The 18,721-nt window shown below is 63.6% G+C and carries 18 protein-coding genes and 1 pseudogene; 11 read left to right on the top strand and 8 right to left on the bottom strand.

Translation table 11 applies throughout. The features are described 5' to 3' along the window. The first annotated feature begins 36 nt into the window (after positions 1-36). The gene (locus tag ACVMB0_RS15350; RefSeq protein ID WP_461346794.1) at positions 37-633 is read left to right on the top strand and encodes a TetR/AcrR family transcriptional regulator; all 597 of its coding nucleotides are present in this window, start codon (positions 37-39) and stop codon (positions 631-633) included. Positions 634-953: 320 nt separating this feature from the next. Here ACVMB0_RS15350 and ACVMB0_RS15355 read toward each other — a convergent pair whose 3' ends face one another. Both ACVMB0_RS15355 and ACVMB0_RS15360 read right to left on the bottom strand, forming a co-directional pair. Next, positions 954-1,331 (bottom strand): hypothetical protein, encoded by a 378-nt coding sequence (locus tag ACVMB0_RS15355; RefSeq protein ID WP_461346795.1) that lies wholly within the window; start codon positions 1,329-1,331, stop codon positions 954-956. A 32-nt stretch (positions 1,332-1,363) separates the two neighbouring features. Beyond that, positions 1,364-1,921 (bottom strand): DUF3990 domain-containing protein, encoded by a 558-nt coding sequence (locus ACVMB0_RS15360; protein WP_461346796.1) that lies wholly within the window; start codon positions 1,919-1,921, stop codon positions 1,364-1,366. Between the two features lie 393 nt (positions 1,922-2,314). On the opposite strand from ACVMB0_RS15360, the pseudogene ACVMB0_RS15365 reads away from it, so the two are divergent. Further along, positions 2,315-2,395: pseudogene (locus ACVMB0_RS15365) on the top strand (hypothetical protein); the annotation flags it as partial. Positions 2,396-2,483: 88 nt separating this feature from the next. Here the strand turns inward: ACVMB0_RS15365 and ACVMB0_RS15370 are convergent. Together ACVMB0_RS15370 and ACVMB0_RS15375 are read right to left on the bottom strand one after the other, a co-directional pair. Continuing rightward, positions 2,484-2,876: a hypothetical protein gene (locus ACVMB0_RS15370; RefSeq protein ID WP_461349794.1), complete on the bottom strand. Its 393-nt coding sequence runs from the start codon at positions 2,874-2,876 to the stop codon at positions 2,484-2,486. Between the two features lie 842 nt (positions 2,877-3,718). Beyond that, the gene (locus ACVMB0_RS15375) at positions 3,719-3,868 is read right to left on the bottom strand and encodes a DUF3606 domain-containing protein (RefSeq protein ID WP_461346797.1); all 150 of its coding nucleotides are present in this window, start codon (positions 3,866-3,868) and stop codon (positions 3,719-3,721) included. A 391-nt stretch (positions 3,869-4,259) separates the two neighbouring features. Here ACVMB0_RS15375 and ligD point away from each other — a divergent pair, with 391 nt between their 5' ends. Continuing rightward, positions 4,260-5,183: a non-homologous end-joining DNA ligase gene (gene ligD, locus ACVMB0_RS15380; RefSeq protein WP_461346798.1), complete on the top strand. Its 924-nt coding sequence runs from the start codon at positions 4,260-4,262 to the stop codon at positions 5,181-5,183. A gap of 237 nt (positions 5,184-5,420) precedes the next feature. Here ligD and ACVMB0_RS15385 read toward each other — a convergent pair whose 3' ends face one another. The 3 genes from ACVMB0_RS15385 to ACVMB0_RS15395 form a co-directional block, all read right to left on the bottom strand. Continuing rightward, positions 5,421-5,915, bottom strand: coding sequence for a ferritin-like domain-containing protein (locus ACVMB0_RS15385; protein WP_456750051.1), 495 nt, complete (start codon positions 5,913-5,915; stop codon positions 5,421-5,423). A gap of 619 nt (positions 5,916-6,534) precedes the next feature. Then, positions 6,535-6,801: an HGGxSTG domain-containing protein gene (locus ACVMB0_RS15390; protein WP_461346799.1), complete on the bottom strand. Its 267-nt coding sequence runs from the start codon at positions 6,799-6,801 to the stop codon at positions 6,535-6,537. After that, positions 6,798-7,472: a hypothetical protein gene (locus tag ACVMB0_RS15395; RefSeq protein ID WP_461346800.1), complete on the bottom strand. Its 675-nt coding sequence runs from the start codon at positions 7,470-7,472 to the stop codon at positions 6,798-6,800. The genes ACVMB0_RS15390 and ACVMB0_RS15395 overlap by 4 nt, the downstream gene beginning before the upstream one ends. Before the next feature lie 425 nt (positions 7,473-7,897). Between ACVMB0_RS15395 and ACVMB0_RS15400 the strand changes: the two genes are divergently transcribed. After that, positions 7,898-10,219: a molybdopterin guanine dinucleotide-containing S/N-oxide reductase gene (locus tag ACVMB0_RS15400; RefSeq protein ID WP_461346801.1), complete on the top strand. Its 2,322-nt coding sequence runs from the start codon at positions 7,898-7,900 to the stop codon at positions 10,217-10,219. Positions 10,220-10,321: 102 nt separating this feature from the next. Beyond that, positions 10,322-11,362: an alpha/beta fold hydrolase gene (locus ACVMB0_RS15405; protein WP_456750047.1), complete on the top strand. Its 1,041-nt coding sequence runs from the start codon at positions 10,322-10,324 to the stop codon at positions 11,360-11,362. Here the strand turns inward: ACVMB0_RS15405 and ACVMB0_RS15410 are convergent. Further along, on the bottom strand, positions 11,355-11,861 hold the full coding sequence (locus tag ACVMB0_RS15410; protein WP_456750046.1) for a winged helix-turn-helix transcriptional regulator: 507 nt from the start codon (positions 11,859-11,861) through the stop codon (positions 11,355-11,357). The two genes, ACVMB0_RS15405 and ACVMB0_RS15410, sit on opposite strands and share 8 nt — an antisense overlap. Before the next feature lie 209 nt (positions 11,862-12,070). On the opposite strand from ACVMB0_RS15410, the gene ACVMB0_RS15415 reads away from it, so the two are divergent. The 6 genes from ACVMB0_RS15415 (at position 12,071) to ACVMB0_RS15440 (ending at position 18,709) form a co-directional block, all read left to right on the top strand. Continuing rightward, the gene (locus tag ACVMB0_RS15415; RefSeq protein WP_456750045.1) at positions 12,071-12,709 is read left to right on the top strand and encodes a 2-hydroxychromene-2-carboxylate isomerase; all 639 of its coding nucleotides are present in this window, start codon (positions 12,071-12,073) and stop codon (positions 12,707-12,709) included. A gap of 87 nt (positions 12,710-12,796) precedes the next feature. After that, complete coding sequence (locus ACVMB0_RS15420) at positions 12,797-14,311, top strand: class I adenylate-forming enzyme family protein (RefSeq protein WP_461346802.1); 1,515 nt, start codon at positions 12,797-12,799, stop codon at positions 14,309-14,311. 53 nt (positions 14,312-14,364) lie between these two features. After that, entirely contained in the window at positions 14,365-15,102 is a 738-nt protein-coding gene (locus ACVMB0_RS15425; protein ID WP_456750043.1) for an SDR family oxidoreductase, read from the top strand. A 12-nt stretch (positions 15,103-15,114) separates the two neighbouring features. After that, positions 15,115-16,296, top strand: a complete 1,182-nt coding sequence (locus ACVMB0_RS15430) for an acyl-CoA dehydrogenase family protein (protein WP_461346803.1) — start codon at positions 15,115-15,117, stop codon at positions 16,294-16,296. Between the two features lie 77 nt (positions 16,297-16,373). Further along, positions 16,374-17,504, top strand: a complete 1,131-nt coding sequence (locus ACVMB0_RS15435; protein ID WP_456750041.1) for an acyl-CoA dehydrogenase family protein — start codon at positions 16,374-16,376, stop codon at positions 17,502-17,504. A gap of 14 nt (positions 17,505-17,518) precedes the next feature. Then, a complete protein-coding gene (locus ACVMB0_RS15440) occupies positions 17,519-18,709 on the top strand; it encodes an acetyl-CoA C-acyltransferase (RefSeq protein WP_461346804.1) in 1,191 nt (396 codons plus the stop codon). Positions 18,710-18,721: the final 12 nt, after the last annotated feature.

Here is an 18,721-nt window from a genome sequence, read left to right on the forward strand (position 1 = left end):
AAGCGGACCGCGTGGAAAAATCCGGGAGGAGCCGTCATGAAGAAAGCCGTCGAGCCAGCCGCGGAGCGTCCGGCCAAAGCCGCCGACCGGATCCGCGCCTCCGCGGCCGAGCTGTTCTACCGCGAGGGCATCCGCGCGGTCGGCGTCGACGAGGTGGTGGAGCGGGCCGGCGTCACCAAGCCGAGCCTGTACCGCAGCTTCGCCTCCAAGGACGATCTCGCCGCCGCCTATATGCGCGACTACGAAGCCAACTTCTGGGAGAATTTCGAGAAGCCCGGCGGAAAATCCTACGCTGATCCGCGCGAGCACGTGCTGGCCTATATCCGCGTGCTGTCGACGCGCGCCGTGCGCGAGGGCTATCGCGGCTGCGGCCTGACCAACGCCACCGTGGAATATCCGTCGCGCGACAATCCAGCACGGCAGGTCGCCGAAGCGCACAAGAAGCTGTTCCGCAAGCGCCTGCGCGAGCTCGCGTCCGGCATGGGCGCGCGCCACCCCGCGGTGCTCGGCGATGCCCTGCTGCTGCTGATCGAAGGCATCTACGTCACCGGCCAGCAGTCGGAGCAGGGGCCGGCGCAGTCGGCGCTCGCGGTGGCGAAGCTCCTGATCGATGCGAGCGTGGCGAAGGGGTGAGCCGATCGGTTCAAACCCAACGCCATCGCGCTTCGGCGTTCCGCAGCCCGAGTGAGCGAAGCGACACCCGGGGAAATCCGTCCCGCATATCGCGTGCGCTCATGCGGGCTACTTGCCGTCATCGCATTTGCATGTGGCCCGACAGGGCGAGCGAAGCGACGCGTCCATCAGCATCCCCTCATCAACATCCCCTGCCGATGTTGTTCAAATCCGAGTAGTTCCAGACCCTGCGCCCCTTACCGGTGGGCGTGCGCCCCCTGGTGAGTGGCCGAGAGGCCGGGCGAAGCATTGGAAAACGAGGCACTACAAGTTGGCGCAGATCAGCCGGCCTTCGGTCTCAGGCCGGCGCCACGATACACGTCCAGGACCTGGTCGCGGGTTGGGCGGTCGGGATTTTGGCCGTTCACAAGCGAGTCGTAGGCAAGAAGCTCTTCCTCGGACAATTCACGAAGAGACGCACCAGCCAGGACGGCAGCGGTTTGAAGCGGCGAGTCGTGATAGACGAAGAGGTCCCCATTATCGGGAAGCTCTTCGACACGCTTCCGCATGTTCTGCACGGCTTGGTGGGCGTCATGCTCCGATTGGTGAAAGACCTTATGGAGGCACACTTCGACGAAGCTCCAGTAGTCCGCCATGAACTGAGGAGAGAGGTCGGCGCGTGTCGCAGCGGACCTGGGAGTTCTTTCGCCTGATGCCATAAGGTACCTCAAGCTCGTCCAGTCAATCCATCCTAGAACAAAGTCCGCTTAGGGTCACTGTCATTTGCTTTCTTGAAAACGATCGGCCGCTTCAGGACGGCGGTCGCCTTCGTGGTATGAAAGCTGATCTGGTCGCAATCCTTGATCACCAGGAGCTGTGGCCAAAGGGTTACCGGGCCGTAGACCACGTCGTAGGCCGCCGATGCTCCCACCCTTTGATGGGGTGGAAAGCCGATCCGGCAGTCTGACACGAGCGCCCAAAAGTCCGGCGTCTCCAGGACAAAAGACAGGCTTTCGAGCGCCGCGAGGTCGTCCCGGCTCAACGTAAATTGAATAATGACAGCGACAGCCGGCGGGCTCGGAGGAGACACGCTCAAATTGATGCCCATCGCGCGGCGGTTCGCCCATTGCTCGGCCTGGTGCAGGGACGTGGTCACGTAAAACCCCTGGCCAAAGTCCGTGCGCGGGCGGCAAAGCGCCAGATTGATCGTGAGGGGCAAAGAGCTTCCGGACGTGATGCCCGACGCCCTGACCGACTGGCTGTCCGTCCCGTGATAGACGATGAGGTCCTTGTTCGACCACTGCGGCACGACGTTCTACCAATCTGATGTCAACGCCAAGGTTTCAAAATCAATCGCGGCTCAATACGGCAGACTGCGCCCGGCGGCTCAACGGTGGCATATGATCACGTGGAACCTTGGGTTGTCCATGGGGGCGCGCTCACCTTTTCGGCGTTTGGCAGGCGGCGCCTGCGGCGGGCAGCCGCGTCAGGTGCGAGACTTTGCGAATGCTTCCATTGAACGGCATTTTCAGAACGGAGCAAGCGTAGCCCGGATGAGCCAACGGGTCGCGCGAACGCGCGCCCGATGACAGGCTCCGCGACATCCGGGAATGGTTCGTCATGTCGCTGCGCTCACGCAGGCTACCCGCTAGACGCCGGTTGGGACGAACCGAAGCGGCTCGCCAATCTCGACAAGCACGGGATGGATTTCGCTAATCTCGACGAGCGGTTCTTCGACACGGCTCTGGTTCGCAAGGCCAGGCTCAATCGACACCAAGCGATCGGGGTCAACATGCGCGGCGTGATTTCGGTGGTCTTCGCGATCTGCGGCGCGGAAGTGCGCCGCAATTGCTGTCACCACGATTGCCCGGTCAATGCCCGGGCGAACAGCCGAGCGGCTGACAGGGATGTCCCGGAATGCAGATGCAAATGGTGCTGCCGCCGGGAGGCGGGGGTGGCGGGTCGAGGTGGGTCGGCGGGATCGATGGCGGGACAATCGGCAGCCCGTCTCCGTCGAAGGTGCAACTGTCCGTGTCCCCCAACATGATGAAGTGCGGCTTGCCGTCGCTTTGCAGCCAGGTCTTGTTCGGCGATGACGCCGACTGCTGGTAGACGTCCAGTCTCGAATACGAGGTGACGGTGGTCTTGGGCGCGCCGCTCGCGGCGTAGCAAACCGTCGTGCAGCTTCTGTCGGGACAACTGAACGATTCCTGCAGCGTGCCTTCGATGGCATGGGCCTGCGTTGCGGCGAACAACAGAAGCACGGTACCGACCACCCATCGCATAGTTCGCCACCCCCGCAAAAAATGAAAGTAAAGCTGCAACCCGGAATTGCAGTGAGCGTGCACTCAATTAGTGCCTGATGCAATTGCTTGCATCATACTTGTCCCCTTGCTTGCGTGATGCGCGCCGTTGACAGCGAAGACCGTTTGTCGGCCGCTTGAGGCCTCAATGGCTCAGGAAGAGCAAAAGACCGGCCGCGATCCACAGCGGCGACAGGCTCAGCAGCATGGTCAGCCAGAACTGCAACTCTCTTTGGATGCGGGTGCTTCCCTGCATGGCTCATTCCTCGCTCTTTGGGGGAAATCAGCCTGCTCCGTGGGGCAGGGCTCATCATTAACCCACATCAGTTTGTCACTGAATTTTCCGCTTTTTTCCCGGCCTGTCGTCCTGGGGACACACAGCATGGAACCGCCTGCGCTTGGTCAAGCCCGCACCGGAATGCGATGGCATGCGCGCCAAAGAAAAAGACCCCAGATCGGGGAAAACCGCTGGGGTCTGAGTCAACACTTTGGTCGTCAGACGCTGCGATCAACAGCGCCTCCTGCGAATCCACGCGTAATTGGTCCGCATGCGTCACCCTATCGAACTCGGCGGATACGAGCAGTCGGGCGCGTTGCATGGCTCCATGCTGCCGATTTTTGTTAGTCCCCGACCAGGAATAAGTCCCAGCGTTCCGGGGAGGAACGTCGGGACTGAACGTGGAGCGCCCACTTGGGGGCCGGAAAACGCATCCACGATTGCCGGATGTTCCCGGCGGCCTGGGATCGTTCCTATCGTGCCGCCTGCTTGGCTTTGCAGGTGGCCGAGCGCAAAACCGCTAATGTCACGCCCTCTTCGTTGCCCCGGAGCCAAGCCGCCGTTCAACGCGCTTGCGGCTGTTGCCGACCTTCTCGACAGCCTTCTGCACCGACGCGGTGGATTTGCCGATCTTCTGCATCTCGTAGCGTTCGCTCAAATCGATACTACGATTCACATAGTGAAATGACGCCGCCGCCGGCGGATGACCAACTGACGGGTTGCATCTGTCTATTGGGGGCGCCCGTGAATTACGTTGTGCAAGCCAGGTTCCTCGTTCGGATGGGAACCTCTGGCTGGATGGTCTATGACCGGGAGCGGAAGGGGCCTGCTCTTCTCAGGAATGGCGATGTCGCCCAGAAACTGACGAGGGAGCGAGCCGAATTCATCAAATGGCATCTCGCAATTGAGGAGCGCAAGCGCGAGGGGCAATGAAATCCTGCTCGATCATTTTGAGCGCGCGCTAGCGATTGTCGACAGGATTTAGGGTTTCGGTGACAGTGCACTTAAGTTGAAAGCACTGTCACCGTAATGACAGTTTGAATCAATCATTGTTTGTGAGTTGCGTCGTGGCGTTTCAGCGGAGGAAGCCCGAGCCGATCGGGACCAAGGCGCGTTTTCCCGGCTTCATTGCGCCGGCGCTGGCGACGCCGATCGACAAGGTGCCGAGCGGCGCCCGCTGGATTCACGAGATCAAGTTCGACGGCTATCGCGTCCAAGCTCATCTCGCCAATGAAGAGGTGAGGGTCTACACCCGGCGGGGCAATGACTGGACCAAGCGATTCAAGAAGATCGCCGACGATGCCTGGCATATCTCCGCGGCCTCCGCGATCATCGATGGTGAAATCGTGGTACCTTCGCCAAACGGCACCACCGATTTTTCAGTGCTGCAGAACGAACTTCGCGGCCACTCGACCCGGATCGTGCTGATTGCCTTCGATCTGCTCTATCTCAACGGCCGCGATCTGCGAAAATTGCCGTTGAAAGTGCGCAAGGCCGTGCTGAAGAAGCTCATCGCTGGCACGGAAGTCCAGTTCAGCGAAAGCTTCGAGGTCGACGGCCGCGAGATGTTCGCCCATGCCTGCAAGCTCGGCTATGAGGGCGTAGTCTCGAAGGTCACGGACAGCGTCTATCCGACGGGCACGCGCAGCCGCGACTGGGTCAAGAAAACCTGCGCCCAGCGCGAGACCCTGACAATCGCGGGATTTGCACTGGACGGCAACGAATGGGACGGCATCTATCTCGGGAGGCGACAGGGCGATGAACTGATCTACGCGGGCAAGGTCGACCACGGCTTTGACAAGGCTTCGGTCGCTGATTTGCGCAAGCGCCTCACTCCGCTGATCCGCAAGACGCAGCCCTACGCCAAGCGCATCAGGCACAAGGGCATATGGGTCGAGCCGAAGGTGCTGGCCGAGATCGAGTACCGCGCCAAATCCGGCGAGGGAAAGGTACGGCATCCATTCTTTCGAGGCGTGCGAGAAGACCTATGAGCAAGCCTCGCTGCATCTTTTGCGATGACACAGGATGGGTGTGCGAGAACCATCAGGACCAGCCCTGGACCGGCCCGCACGCCTGCATCTGCGGCGGTGCCGGCGTGCCCTGTCCGGCCTGCAACCAGCCGGATGATGAGGGTCTGCCTCGTTTGCCGCAGGGCTTCGAGCCAGATGAATGAAGCGAGGCTGGAGACGGTACCTCAGCTCACATCGCTGCGCGCAACGGGCTGCTTGCTAGGCAGCCTGCTCGTGCGCCACATAGTCCATCGTGACCTTTGCGACATTGGCGTCGACCCAGGCAGCCATGCGCTCCTCCTCGCGAAGGGACGCCTCGAGCGGAGCGCGCGCGGCTTCCATGCCGGCCGCGGGGCAAAGCGCCAAAAGGGACTTGTAGGCGGCGATCTCGAAATGCTCGAACGCGTTATTAGCGAACGTGTTCTTCAGGATCTCGTCACCCGCCATCGAATGAGCCATCGCCATGGCGTTTGCCGCGACGGACTGCGTCGCATCCTTGAGCGTTGAAGTCGTTTCCCCGCATTTTTCCAGGCACTCCTCCAACCGGCTCAGTTGTACTTTTGTCTCCTGGAGGTGATCGGCAAGTTTTTGCTTCACCTCTGGATAATCGTCCAGCCGCCCCGATTGACGTTCCATCAATTCACGCGCCTGGATCTCCATCGCGTGAGCGTTCCTCAAACCGACGACGAAAATGTCGCGAGCTGTCTGTGCCATCTCTTCCTCCGCTGGGTTCACTGAAAGCGAGAACAGCGTGGATCATTCAACGTTCCTAGCCCGGATCACCTTGTCGCGGCCGATGTCCGATCGCCGCAGGAACCGGCCTGCGCAATCGATGTTTGTTGATGATGACAGTCCAACGCACAATTTGTTTCGGTGACAGTGCACTTAAGTTGGGTGTTTAATGCACTGTCACCGTAATGTAAGTAATGTAAGGGTATTGATAACGGCAAAGACACCGTGATCCATATCGATCAGATTTTGGAGCGCACACTAGCTCAGATGAAGGCGAAGGCGGGGAGACCGCAAATTAGATCACCGAAAGGTAAGAAGTCGCAGAGGGCAGTTCGCGGGACAACCGAAGCTACTAAGCAAACTCGGCGCAAGTAACCAAGCGAACCTGAAGCGCGGTCAAGTCGATCGGTAAGTCTCTAAAAAAATCTAGAATTGAATTGAGGACGGTTAGTAACGCTCCAGGCGTGCGAACTCCTGACAAGTAAGCTCAACAAATGAGAGCTCCTTCCGAGGCGATTGTTCGATGCGACACACGGCAATGTGGAGACAGGTGCAGAAGGGACTTCATGGGCGGCCGAGGTGTGTCGCTTGCGAGAAGTAATCACTTCATCCCCTCCAACATCCTCCGCGCCTCCCCCAACAACGCCCGCATCTCCCTCCGCTCCGCGATCGCATCCCCGCCGAAAAAGCCATGCTTCCGCGCATTCTTGTTCGCCCTGGGCGCGCCGGATCCCTTGGCGCCCCCGTGCATGCGGCAGCGCCTCTTGCCGTGCACCGCCGGCGCGCGGCACGCGCCGCCGGAGCGGGTTTTGGCGCCGCAGCGCGGGCTCGCCAGCATCGGGCCGATATCTTGGGCGCGATTGCTCATGCCGGTGCGTCCTGCGTGCTATCTGCGGCTTCGCGCCGTCGGCTGGCGCGCGCGGCCTTCGGTGCTTGTCCCGCCGCGCAGGCCGGCGTCTTGTCGGACACGATCACGTTCGCATGCTGGGTGACGTTGCCGAGAACCGCGTTGCCGCCGTCCGTCACCTTCACGTTCTGCACCCTGATGGCGGGCTCGCCCTGGCTGCGGTAGCGGTTCAGCGCCTCGATCTGGGCGGGAAAGGTGCGGGTCAGCCGGCTAAGTGCGCGCGCCGCGCTGTCGTGCTGGGCGAGGTCCTCGGCATAGGCGAGCTGATTGGCGCAGCGCATCGCCATCACATGGACCGACACCATCTGCGCCACCAGCATGGCCTCGACGGAATCCCGCGGGCCGATGCTCTTCACCATCGAGAGCATGAAAGCAACGTTGACCTTGTCGGCTTTCCCGCGGCGCACGCTGGCCTTGACCAATTGCCTGAGGAGGCCCTCCATCGCGTCGCGGTCGGGGGCGCCGAGTGCGTTCGCCATCAGCTGTTCGCCGAGCACGGGATCAGGATGGTCAATGGCGAAGCCCTGCGGCGAGAATTGCAGCCGCGGCACGGCGGCAGCCTGGGTCGGGCCGGATGCGGCGATCGCCGGTGCCGGTGTGAGGTCGGGAGCGGTGTCCAAAGCGGATTCCATGTCGAGATCTCCTGGCAGGCGCGCGGCCCGCGCGCGGTTGTGGCCACGCAGCGGCGTTCGTTCGCCGCGGCAGGGCGGTGCGGTTGCAGTGGTGTGTGAGGATTGTCGGCCGCAATCGCACGCCGACGCGCCCTGCCTGGGGCGGGACGACGCGCGTGTGCACGATTTCGGAATATTGGAAGTGTGCCCCTGAGTTGCCCGACGTGTCAAGTCCTTGTTGAGGCGCCGGCGGCCGCCTGCTCCTTTGCATGGGGTTGTTCCTCCATATTTGATGGGCACGGTGCGATCGGCGCGGTCGCGGGGGGCCTGCGTTTTCAGCAACCCTGAATCCCGACCCTGAATCCAAAGACATCGGGGTGCGGATCGTTATACTGGCGACATCTTGATGATGGGGCTCGCTGCCCGCTTTCGAAGGACGCTGCTGAATGTCTGAGACCATTGGCTTCCCCGATCCAGCCCTCGATCTGTCCGATGGCTTCAAGCCGCACACCTCGCATTGGGGCGTGTTCTCGGCGCGTTTGGGTAAGGCCGGTCTCGAGGTGCGGCCCTATGGCGGCGATCCCGATCCGAACGGCATCATCAACAATTTCCCGGGCGCGCTGCGCCATCAGGCCCGCATCGCGAAGCCTGCGATCCGCCGCGGCTGGCTGGAGCGCGGCCCCGGGCCCGACGACCGCCGCGGCCGCGACGAATTCGTCTCGGTCAGCTGGGACAAGGCCCTCGATCTGCTCGGCGGCGAACTGGCGCGGATCCGCGACACGATCGGCCCCGGCGCGGTGTTCGGCGGCTCCTATGGCTGGTCGAGCGCGGGCCGCTTCCATCACGCGCAGAGCCAGGTGCATCGCTTCCTCAACATCGCGATGGGCGGCTATGTGCGTTCGGTGAACAGTTATTCTTCCGGCGCGTCGTCGGTGCTGCTGCCGCAGATCCTCACCGGCTATGAGGACATCACCAAGCGCAACGTCACCTGGGAGCAGATCGCCTCAGAGACCGACATCGTGCTGGCGTTCGGCGGCATGGCGCTGAAGAACTCGATGGTGGCCGGCGGCTCGATCAGCAAGCATGTCGAGCGCGGCGCGATGGAAGCGGCGCACCGGCGCGGCTGCCAGTTCGTGCTGGTCAGCCCGCTGCGCGACGATCTCCCCGTCGAGGCCGGCGCCGAATGGCTGACGGCTGTGCCCGGTACCGACACCGCGCTGATGCTCGGCATCGTCCACACTTTGGTCAGCGAAGGCCTGCACGATCAGGCCTTCCTCGATCGCTACACCGAGGGCTGGCCGGTGTTCCTGCGCTATCTCACCGGCGAGAGCGATGGGGTGCCCAAGAGCGCCGATTGGGCCGCTTCGATCTGCGGCATCGATGCCGGCACCATCACGGCACTGGCGCGGCGGCTCGCCGGGCGGCGCGCGCTGATCACCGTGTCGCATTCGTTGCAGCGCGCCGAGCATGGCGAGCAGCCGGTGTGGATGGGCATGGTGCTGGCGGCAGCGCTCGGCCAGATCGGTCTGCCCGGCGGCGGCTACGCCTATTCGCTCGGCGCGATCGGCTATTACGGGCGCCGAGTCAATGCAGTGCCGGGACCGACGCTGGGGCAGGGCCGCAACGGCGTCGCCGATTTCATTCCGGTGGCGCGTATCGCCGACATGCTGCTCAATCCCGGCACCGCCTATCGCTACAATGGCGAGACGCGGACCTATCCGGAGATCCGGCTGGTCTACTGGGCCGGCGGCAATCCGTTCCACCATCACCAGGACCTCAACCGCCTGCGCAAGGCGTTTGCGCGGCTCGACACGCTTGTCGTGCATGAGCTGGCCTGGACCGCCACCGCGCGCCACGCCGACATCGTGCTGCCCTCCACCATGACGCTGGAGCGCGAGGACATCGGCTATTCGACCAACGATCCCCTGATGGTCGCGATGCACCGGATCGCCGAGCCGTTCGGGCTCGCGCGCGACGACTACGAGATCTTCGCCGATCTCGCCGAGCGGCTCGGGGCCCGCGAGCCCTTCACCGAGGGGCGCACGTCGCGCGAGTGGCTGGAACATCTCTACGAGCCGACGCGCAAGGCGCTCGCCGCGCGCGGGCTCGAGGCGCCGAGCTTTGATGAATTCTGGGCGCGGGGCAGCCTGGTGGTGCCGCAACAGCCTGACGACGGCGGCTCGCTGCGGCGTTTCCGCGAAGATCCGGTGGCGCGGCCGTTGCCGACGCCGAGCGGGCGGATCGAGATCTTCTCGCAGAAGATCGCTGACCATGGCGATGCGGATTGTCCGGGTCATCCGGTCTGGCTCGCGAAATCAGACACGCCGACGCCGGGCGCGCCATGCTTCCTGGTCGCCAACCAGCCGGTGACGCGCCTGCACAGCCAGCTCGATTTCGGCGGCCACTCGCTCGACGCCAAGCATCGCGGCCGCGAGGTCGCGCGCATGAACCCGCGCGACGCCAAGCCGCGCGGCATTGCCGACGGCGACATCATCCGCATCTTCAATTCGCGCGGCGCCTGCCTTGCCGCGGTGCATGTCACCGACGGCATCGCGCCGGGCGTGGTGCAGCTGCCGACCGGCGCCTGGTACGACCCGATGGATCCCGAGGACGAGGCGCCGCTGTGCGTGCACGGCAATCCCAACGTGCTGACGCGCGACATCGGCACGTCATCTTTCGCGCAGGGCTGCACCGGCCAGCTGACGACGGTCGAGGTCGAGCGTTTCAACGGCAATCTGCCGCCGATCCGGGCGTTCGATCCGGCTTGATTCACAGCGCGATCACGAACAAATCATCTGTTGGCGCTGGATGGCGTCCACGCGTTCGGCTACGGCATCACGAGACCGCTGCTGATTGTTGGACATTCCGAGATGCACTTCAAAACCCTGTTTCTTGCCGTCGCCGCGACCGTCGCGCTCGGTTCTTGCAGCGCGCTGGCGCAATCGGCCGCCGAGCCGGCCTATGGGCCGGAGTTGCAGGGTTTCGATTATCCCTATCCGGTCGAGCATTACCGCTTCAGCTCGCAGGGCCAGCAGCTCGACATGGCCTATCTCGACGTCAAGCCGGCGACGCCAAACGGCCAGACCGCGGTGCTGCTGCACGGCAAGAATTTCTGTGCCGCGACCTGGGACGGCACCATCAAGGCGCTCAGCGGCGCCGGCTATCGGGTGATCGCGCTGGACCAGATCGGCTTCTGCAAATCCTCTAAGCCGGAACGCTATCAGTTCACCTTCCAGCAGCTCGCCGGCAACAGCCGCGCATTGCTGGCCTCGCTCGGCATCGAGCATGCGATCATGGTCGGCCATTCGACCGGCGGCATGCTCGCGATGCGCTACGCGCTGATGTATCCGGAGGCCACCGACCGCCTGGTGCTGGTCGATCCGATCGGGCTGGAAGACTGGAAGGCCAAGGGCGTGCCGTGGCTCAGCCTCGACGGCTGGATGCAGCGCGAGACCCGCGTCACCGCCGACAGCATCCGCGCCTATGAGCGCGCGACTTACTATGCCGACACCTGGGATGCGTCCTACGAGACCTGGGTGCAGATGCTCGCCGGCATGTATCGCGGCGAGGGCCGCGCCGCCGTGGCATCGAGCTCGGCGCGGCTCTACGACATGATCGCGACCCAGCCGGTGTTCTACGAATTCGAGCAGATCAAGCCGCCGACGCTGCTGTTCGTCGGCGACAAGGACACCACCGCGATCGGCAAGGACACCGCGCCGCCCGAGATCCGCAAGACGCTCGGCAATTATCCGGTGCTGGGCAAGGAAGCCGTAAAGCGGATTCCGCATGCGCAACTGATCGAATTCCCCGACCTCGGCCATTCGCCGCAGATCCAGGCCCCGGCGCGCTTCCACGACGCGCTGCTCGGCTGGTTGCAGCATCCGGAAACCGGCGCGATGCTGGTCAAGTAGCGGCGCGCTTGGTGCGTTCCCGCGCGCTGGCGTGCACCGGCGACGACCGCCGGGCGCCGGGGCCCGGGTGCACATGGACGTGCTTCGCGCTCAGCGGCTCGCCGCATTCCGAACAGACCATCACGGGATCGAACATCTTGCCGCAGCTCTTGTGTTCGTGCAGCAACGGCCGGCCGCGCGCATCGACCATGTGGATGTTGCCCCAGTGCACGATCGACATGATGATCGGATAGAGGTCGAGCCCCTTCTGCGTCAGGATGTATTCGTAGCGCTTCGGCGCCTCCTGATAGGGAATCTTGCGCAGCACGCCGAACCGTACCAGCTTCTTCAGCCGGTCGGCGAGCAGATGCCGGGTGATGCCGAGCGATGCCTGGAACTCATCGAACCTGCGGATGCGCAGGAAGCACTCGCGCAGGATCAAGAGGCTCCAGCGGTCGCCGATCACGGCCACGGTACGAGCCAGCGAGCACGGCTCTTCTTCAAGGGCATCCCATTTCATCGGCGTCTCCTGCGGTCTGCGACGACATCGCAAATCAAATTCTAAAACAGAACTTACGCAATCTCAATAGGATGCGCGGCAAACAGCACCAGATCGGCTATTGAATGACAAATATCATATTGACAGTTCTAAAATAGAACTTAAGGTCCGGGCGACGATCAATCCGGCCGGGGCAGACGGCCGATGCCAATCGAAGGGAAGGGCGTTCCATGGCAGCTCCGCTGAAGGTCGAATTCCACTTCGATTTCGGAAGTCCGAACGCCTATCTCGCCGAACTCGCGCTGCCCGCCGTCGAGAAGCGTACCGGCGTGAAGTTCGACTACGTTCCGGTGCTGCTCGGCGGCGTCTACAAGGCGACCGGCAACATGTCGCCCGGCGAGTCGCTGCGCGGCATCAAGAACAAGCCGGAATACAACGCCCTCGAGACCGAGCGCTTCCTGCGCCGCCATAACATCACGAAATTCACTATGAACCCGTTCTTCCCGGTGAACACACTGGCGCTGATGCGCGGCGCGGTGGCCGCACAGTTCGAGGGCGTGTTCGAGCGGTATTTCCGCGCGGCCTATCACCACATGTGGGTCGAGCCCAAGAAGATGGACGACCCGCAGGTGTTCCGCGAAGCCTTCCTGTCCTCGGGTCTAGACATCGATCGCCTCATCGCTCGCGCCCAGCAGGACGACGTCAAGAAGAAGCTGATCGACAACACCAGCGATGCGGTCGCGCGCGGCTCGTTCGGTTCGCCGACGTTCTTTGTCGGGAACGAGATCTTCTTCGGCAAGGACAAGGTGCGCGAACTCGAGGAAGAGATCGTCGCGCAGCTGGCGACGGAGCGGCGCAAGACCGCCTGAGCGGAAAATTCCTCAACACAACAAGCCCCAGAGGGCAGCGACAGGGAGGTTTCAGTGCAGGCGTTGACGCAAGTGACGGAAGGAAGTGTGCAAGGCTTGCCCAACCGGATCCATGAGGTGATCAGTCACCACGTGGTGGCGACGCCGGACCATCCGGCGCTGATCGACGACAAGATGCGGCTGACCTATCGCGAGCTCGATCAGGCGGTCGATCGCGTCGCCGGAGCCCTGCAGGCGCTGGGAATCCGCGCTGGCGACCGCATGATGATCGTGAGCGAGAACTCGATCCCGCTCGCCTGCCTGCTGCTGGCGGCGAGCCGGCTCGATGTTTGGTCGATCGTGGTCAATCCGCGGCTGTCGCCGCGCGAGCTGGATCAGATCAGGGATCACAGCGGCGCCCGCCGCGTGTTGTTGACTGCCGACGTTTCGCAGGAAGCCGCCACACACGCCGCGCGTTATGAGGCCGCTATCCAGGATGTCGGCCCGCTGCGGGGCGTCGCCGTCACCAGTCTCAATCTGGCAACCGTGGCCGAGCCGGTCGAATCCGACGGCGCAAGCCAGGTCGCGGTTCTGATCTACACGTCCGGCACTACGGGCACGCCCAAGGGCGTGATGTTGACGCACCGCAATTTGCTGTTCAGCGCGCGAGCCACCGCGGAGTTCCGCAAGATGGCGGCTGACGACGTGCAGTATTGCGTGCTGCCGATTTCGCACATCGTCGGCATCTCGCTGCTGACGATGACCTTGATGGTCGGCGCCACCGTGCGGCTGGTCGCGAAATACGATCCGGCCGCGCTGGTCAAGGCGATGACCGAGGAGGGCATCACGATCCTGAACGGCGTGCCCGCGACCTATCAGCGTCTGCTGGAATACCGCCGCAACGCCGGCCTGCCGAGGCTCGATCGCGGCCGGTTGCGGGTGATCTCGGTGGCCGGCGCGCCGCTCGATCTTGAGCTCAAATCCCGCGTCGAGCAGGAGCTCGGCCTGCCGCTGCTCAATGGCTACGGCATCACCGAATGCTCGCCGGGCATATCCGGCGTCAGGCCCGACAATCCGCGGGCGGACCACGCAGTCGGCACCGTGATGCCGGGCCTCGAGGCAAAGCTGGTCGGCCGCGACCTCAAGCCGGTTGCGCCGGGCGAAGTCGGCGAGCTGCATGTTCGCGGCCCCAACGTGATGCGCGGCTACTACCGTGCCCCCGATCTCACCGCCAAGGCGATCGATCCCGACGGCTGGTTCAACACCGGTGATCTGGCCCGTTTCGAGAATGACGCACTCTATATCGTCGGGCGGACCAAGGAGATGATCATCCGCTCCGGCTTCAACGTCTATCCGGCCGAGATCGAGGCGGTGCTGAGCACCCATGACGCCGTGGTGCAATGCGCCGTGGTCGGCCGGCCGGTCGAGGGCAACGAGGAGGTCGTCGCCTTTGTGCAGCTGATCAAGGGCTCGACCGTCACCGCGGAGGACCTGATGGCCCATGTTGCCCCGCAACTGACCTCGTACAAGCGCCCGTCGGAGATTATCCTGATGGATGCGCTGCCCGCCACATCGACGGGCAAGCTCCTGAAGCACAAGCTTGCGGAATCGTTGCGCAGCTGAAGCTGCCGCGTCGCCGCTGATCAGTTCACACAGACAAACCACCGGAGAACACCATGCAGAAGAGAAACAGGACGGTTGCCGTCATTGGTGCCGGTGATTTCATCGGCGGCGAGATCGCCAGGAAGTTTGCCGCGGAAGGTTTTACGATCTTCGCCGGCCGCCGCAACGGCGACAAGCTCGCGCCGCTGGTCAAGGAGATCGAGGCCGCCGGCGGCGAGATCCATGCGCGTTCGCTCGATGCGCGCAAGGAGGAGGAGATCACCGCGTTCCTCAACGACGCCGACAAGCATGCGCCGCTCGAGGTCTGCATCTTCAACATCGGCGCCAACGTCAATTTCCCGATTCTGGAAACCACCGAACGGGTGTTCCGCAAGGTCTGGGAGATGGCCTGCTACTCCGGCTTCCTGGCCGGACGCGAGGCGGCGCGGCTGATGACGGCGCGCGGCGAGGGCAACATCTTCTTCACCGGCGCCACCGCGTCGCTGCGCGGCGGCAGCGGCTATACCGCCTTCGCCAGCGCCAAGTTCGGTCTGCGCGCGGTGGCGCAGGCGATGGCGCGCGAGCTCGGTCCGAAAAACATCCATGTCGCGCATCTGATCATCGATTCCGGCGTCGACACCGAATGGGTGCGGCAGCGCCGCCTCGAGGCGCTCGGCCCGAATGCGCTCGACAATCCCGATCTGCTGATGCCGCCGGCCTCGGTCGCCGGCGCCTATTGGCAGCTCTACCAGCAGCCGAAGAGCGCCTGGACCTTCGAGCTGGAAATCCGGCCCTTCGGCGAGAAGTGGTAGGGAGCACGGCAGATGGAGCTCGCGCTATCCCCTGACGATGCGGCGTTTCGCGACGAGGTCCGCGCCTTCATCAAGGACAATTATCCGGCGGAGATGCGCGTCGCCAATCCGGAGACCGACCTCTCCAAGGAGCAGACGCTGCTGTGGCATCGCATCCTGCACAACAAGGGGTGGATCGCGCCGCTCTGGCCGAAGGAATATGGCGGACCGGGCTGGTCGATCACCCGCCGCTTCATCTTCGAGCAGGAGACGACGCGTGCGGGCACGATGCCGCCGCTGGCGTTCAGCGTCACCATGGTCGGTCCCGTCATCTACACCTTCGGCAACGACGCGCAGAAGCAGAGGTTCTTGCCGCGTATCCTGTCCGGCGAGGACTGGTGGTGCCAGGGTTATTCGGAGCCGGGCTCCGGCTCCGACCTCGCCACCGTCCGCACCAAGGCGGTACGCGATGGCGACCACTACATCGTCAACGGCCACAAGACCTGGACCACGCTGGCGCAGCATGCCGACTGGATTTTCTGCCTGGTCCGCACCGATCGCACCGCGAAGCCGCAATCCGGCATCTCGTTCCTGCTGATCGACATGAAATCGCCGGGCGTCACCGTGCGCCCGATCATCACCATCGACGGCTCGCACGAGGTCAACGACGTTTTTCTCGAGAACGTCCGCGTTCCCGCCGAGAATTTGATCGGCGAGGAGAACAAGGGCTGGACCTACGCCAAGTTCCTGCTCGGCAATGAGCGCACCAGCATGGCCGGGATCGGCCGCTCGACGCGCTATATCGAACGCTTGAAGAAGATCGTCAAGGCCGAGATCCCGGAAGACGATCCGGCGCATCTGGAATTTATCAGGGACATTGCGCGTGTCGAGCTCGATGTGCTGGCGCTGGAGGCGACCGAGTTGCGCGTCGTCGCTCAGATGGCGCGCGGCATCGATCCGGGACCTGCGGCCTCGCTGTTCAAGATCCGCGGCACCGAGATATTCCAGAACATCACCGAGCTGACGCATCGGGCGATCGGCAATTACGGGCTTGCGATCCGCGAGCAGCCGGCCAGCGCCAATCACTTCATGCCGGGTCCGGATTACGGCCACACCGCCTCGGAGAAGTATCTCAACTCGCGCAAGCTCTCGATCTACGGCGGATCGAACGAGATTCAGCGCAACATCATCGCCAAGGCGGTGCTTGGTCTCTAGAGCATGATCCGGAAAAGTGTGAAGCGGTTTTCCGAAAGATCATGCTCAAACAATAACTAGTTGGCAACGAGGATCGGATGGATATCCAGTTCACGGAAGAGCAGGAATTGTTGCGATCCAGCGTGCAGCGGCTGCTGCGGGATCAATATGATTTCGAGGCCCGCCGCAAGATCGTCGCGAGCGAGGACGGTATTGGTCGCAAGCAATGGGCCGAATTCGCCGAGCTCGGCCTGCTCGCCGCGCCGTTCTCGGAAGCGGCCGGCGGGCTCGGCGGTGGGCCGCTGTCGACCATGATCATCATGCAGGAGTTCGGCCGGCATCTTGTCGTGGAGCCGTTCGTCGAGACGGTGGTCGTTGCCGGTGGCTTGATCGAGCAGCTTGGCTCCGAGGCGCAGAAGCAGGCGTTCATCGCCGACATCATCGCGGGGGAAAAGCTCTGGGCGCTGGCCTGGACCGAGAAGGGCTCGCGGTTCGATCTCGCCACCGTCACCACGACGGCGCGCCCAGATGGCGACGGCTACGTGTTGACCGGCGAGAAGACGGCGGTGCTGGCCGCGCCCTGGGCGGATTACCTGATCGTCTCCGCCCGTACTTCGGGCCATCGGCACGATCGCGGCGGCGTCAGCCTGTTCGTGGTCGATCGCCGCGCTGCCAATCTCGATTTGCAGAGCTTCAAGACCATCGATGGCCGCCGGGCCGCCGAGATCGGCCTGCGCGGGGTGCGCGCGGAATTGCTCGGCAGGGAAGGCGAGGGCGTCGTCGCGCTTGAGGCCTGCCGCAACCGCGCGATCGGCGCGCTCTGCGCCGAGGCGGTCGGCGCGATCGGCGAGCTGAACGCCGCAACCCTGGACTACTCCAAGACACGCAAGCAGTTCGGCGTCACGATCGGCAGCTTCCAGGTGCTGCAACACCGGATGGTCGACATGTTCATCGCGCATCAGGAGGCGCTGTCGCTGATGCAGCATTTGTCGCTCAGCCTCAGCGAGCGAGACGCCGGCGTCTCCCGGCTGGCGTCGGGTGCAAAATCCAAGATCGGCTATGCCGGCAAGTTCGTGGCTGATCAGGCGGTGCAGCTGCATGGCGGCATGGGCATGACCGATGAGCTCAATGTCGGTCACTACTTCAAGCGGATTTCCTCCATCAACATCCAGTTCGGCGATCCGGCCTATCACGTGCTGCGTTATGCGCAGCTCGATGTGGCCGCCTAATCAGAGAGGCAAGCATGTCATCGTCAGATGCAGTCATCGTTTCCACCGCGCGCACCGGCGTCGGCAAGGCCTATCGCGGCGCGCTCAACAACACCGACGGGCCGACCCTGGCGGGCCATGTGATGGCCGAGGCGGTGAAGCGCGCCGGCATTGCGCCCGGGGAGGTCGAGGACGTGGTGATGGGCTGCGCCATGCAGCAGGGCACCATGGTGATGAACGTCGCGCGCAAGGGCGCGATCCGCGCCGGGCTTCCCGTCACGGTTGCCGGCACCACCATCGACCGGCAATGCGCCTCCGGGCTTCAGGCGATCGCGGTCGCCGCACGTTCGGTGATGCTTGACGGCGTCGAGATCGCGATCGGCGGAGGCATCGAGTCGATCAGCCTGGTGCAGAACGAGCACATGAACCGGTTCCATGCCGTCGACGACGAGCTGATGGCGATGAAGCCCGAGATGTACATGTCGATGCTGGAGACGGCCGAAGTCGTCGCTGAGCGCTACCGGATCGGCCGCGACCAGCAGGATGAGTACAGCCTGGAGTGCCAGCGCCGCGTCGGCGCCGCGCTGCAGGGCGGCCGCTTCAACGACGAGATCGTGCCGATCACGACCAAGATGGCCGTGGTCAACAAGGACACCAAGGAGGTCAGCTTCCAGCAGGTGACCTTGGCCAAGGATGAAGGCCCGCGGCCCGACACCACGGCGGAGGGCCTTGCCAAGATCAAGCCGGTGTTCGAGGGCAAGACCATCAGCGCTGGCAACGCCAGCCAGCTCTCCGATGGCGCTTCGGCCTGCGTCATCATGAGCGACAAGATCGCCGCGCAGAAGGGGCTGAAACCGCTCGGCATCTTTCGCGGCTTCGTCGCCGCCGGCGTCGAGCCGGACGAGATGGGGGTCGGCCCGGTTGCAGCGATCCCGCGGCTGCTGAAGCGGCACAATCTCAGGATCGACGACATCGATCTCTGGGAGCTCAACGAGGCCTATGCGGTGCAGGTGATCTATTGCCGCGACAAGCTCGGCATCGATCCCGAGAAGCTGAACGTCAATGGCGGCTCGATCGCGATCGGTCACCCCTACGGCATGACCGGCGCGCGGCTCACTGGCCACCTCTTGATTGAAGGCCGGCGGCGCAAGGCGAAATACGGCGTGGTAACCATGTGCATCGGCGGCGGCATGGGCGCCGCCGGCCTGTTTGAAATCGTCCATTGAGCGGCAACGCGG

Source organism: Bradyrhizobium sp. USDA 4451 (assembly GCF_054822585.1).

What these genes read in the sequence shown, in the direction of transcription:
- ACVMB0_RS15350 (WP_461346794.1), top strand. Translation starts at nt 37, where the DNA reads ATGAAGAAAGCCGTCGAGCCAGCCGCGGAGCGTCCGGCCAAAGCCGCC.
- ACVMB0_RS15355 (WP_461346795.1), bottom strand. Translation starts at nt 1,331, where the DNA reads ATGGCATCAGGCGAAAGAACTCCCAGGTCCGCTGCGACACGCGCCGAC.
- ACVMB0_RS15385 (WP_456750051.1), bottom strand. Translation starts at nt 5,915, where the DNA reads ATGGCACAGACAGCTCGCGACATTTTCGTCGTCGGTTTGAGGAACGCT.
- ACVMB0_RS15390 (WP_461346799.1), bottom strand. Translation starts at nt 6,801, where the DNA reads ATGAGCAATCGCGCCCAAGATATCGGCCCGATGCTGGCGAGCCCGCGC.
- ACVMB0_RS15395 (WP_461346800.1), bottom strand. Translation starts at nt 7,472, where the DNA reads ATGGAATCCGCTTTGGACACCGCTCCCGACCTCACACCGGCACCGGCG.
- ACVMB0_RS15400 (WP_461346801.1), top strand. Translation starts at nt 7,898, where the DNA reads ATGTCTGAGACCATTGGCTTCCCCGATCCAGCCCTCGATCTGTCCGAT.
- ACVMB0_RS15405 (WP_456750047.1), top strand. Translation starts at nt 10,322, where the DNA reads ATGCACTTCAAAACCCTGTTTCTTGCCGTCGCCGCGACCGTCGCGCTC.
- ACVMB0_RS15410 (WP_456750046.1), bottom strand. Translation starts at nt 11,861, where the DNA reads ATGAAATGGGATGCCCTTGAAGAAGAGCCGTGCTCGCTGGCTCGTACC.
- ACVMB0_RS15415 (WP_456750045.1), top strand. Translation starts at nt 12,071, where the DNA reads ATGGCAGCTCCGCTGAAGGTCGAATTCCACTTCGATTTCGGAAGTCCG.
- ACVMB0_RS15425 (WP_456750043.1), top strand. Translation starts at nt 14,365, where the DNA reads ATGCAGAAGAGAAACAGGACGGTTGCCGTCATTGGTGCCGGTGATTTC.
- ACVMB0_RS15430 (WP_461346803.1), top strand. Translation starts at nt 15,115, where the DNA reads ATGGAGCTCGCGCTATCCCCTGACGATGCGGCGTTTCGCGACGAGGTC.
- ACVMB0_RS15435 (WP_456750041.1), top strand. Translation starts at nt 16,374, where the DNA reads ATGGATATCCAGTTCACGGAAGAGCAGGAATTGTTGCGATCCAGCGTG.
- ACVMB0_RS15440 (WP_461346804.1), top strand. Translation starts at nt 17,519, where the DNA reads ATGTCATCGTCAGATGCAGTCATCGTTTCCACCGCGCGCACCGGCGTC.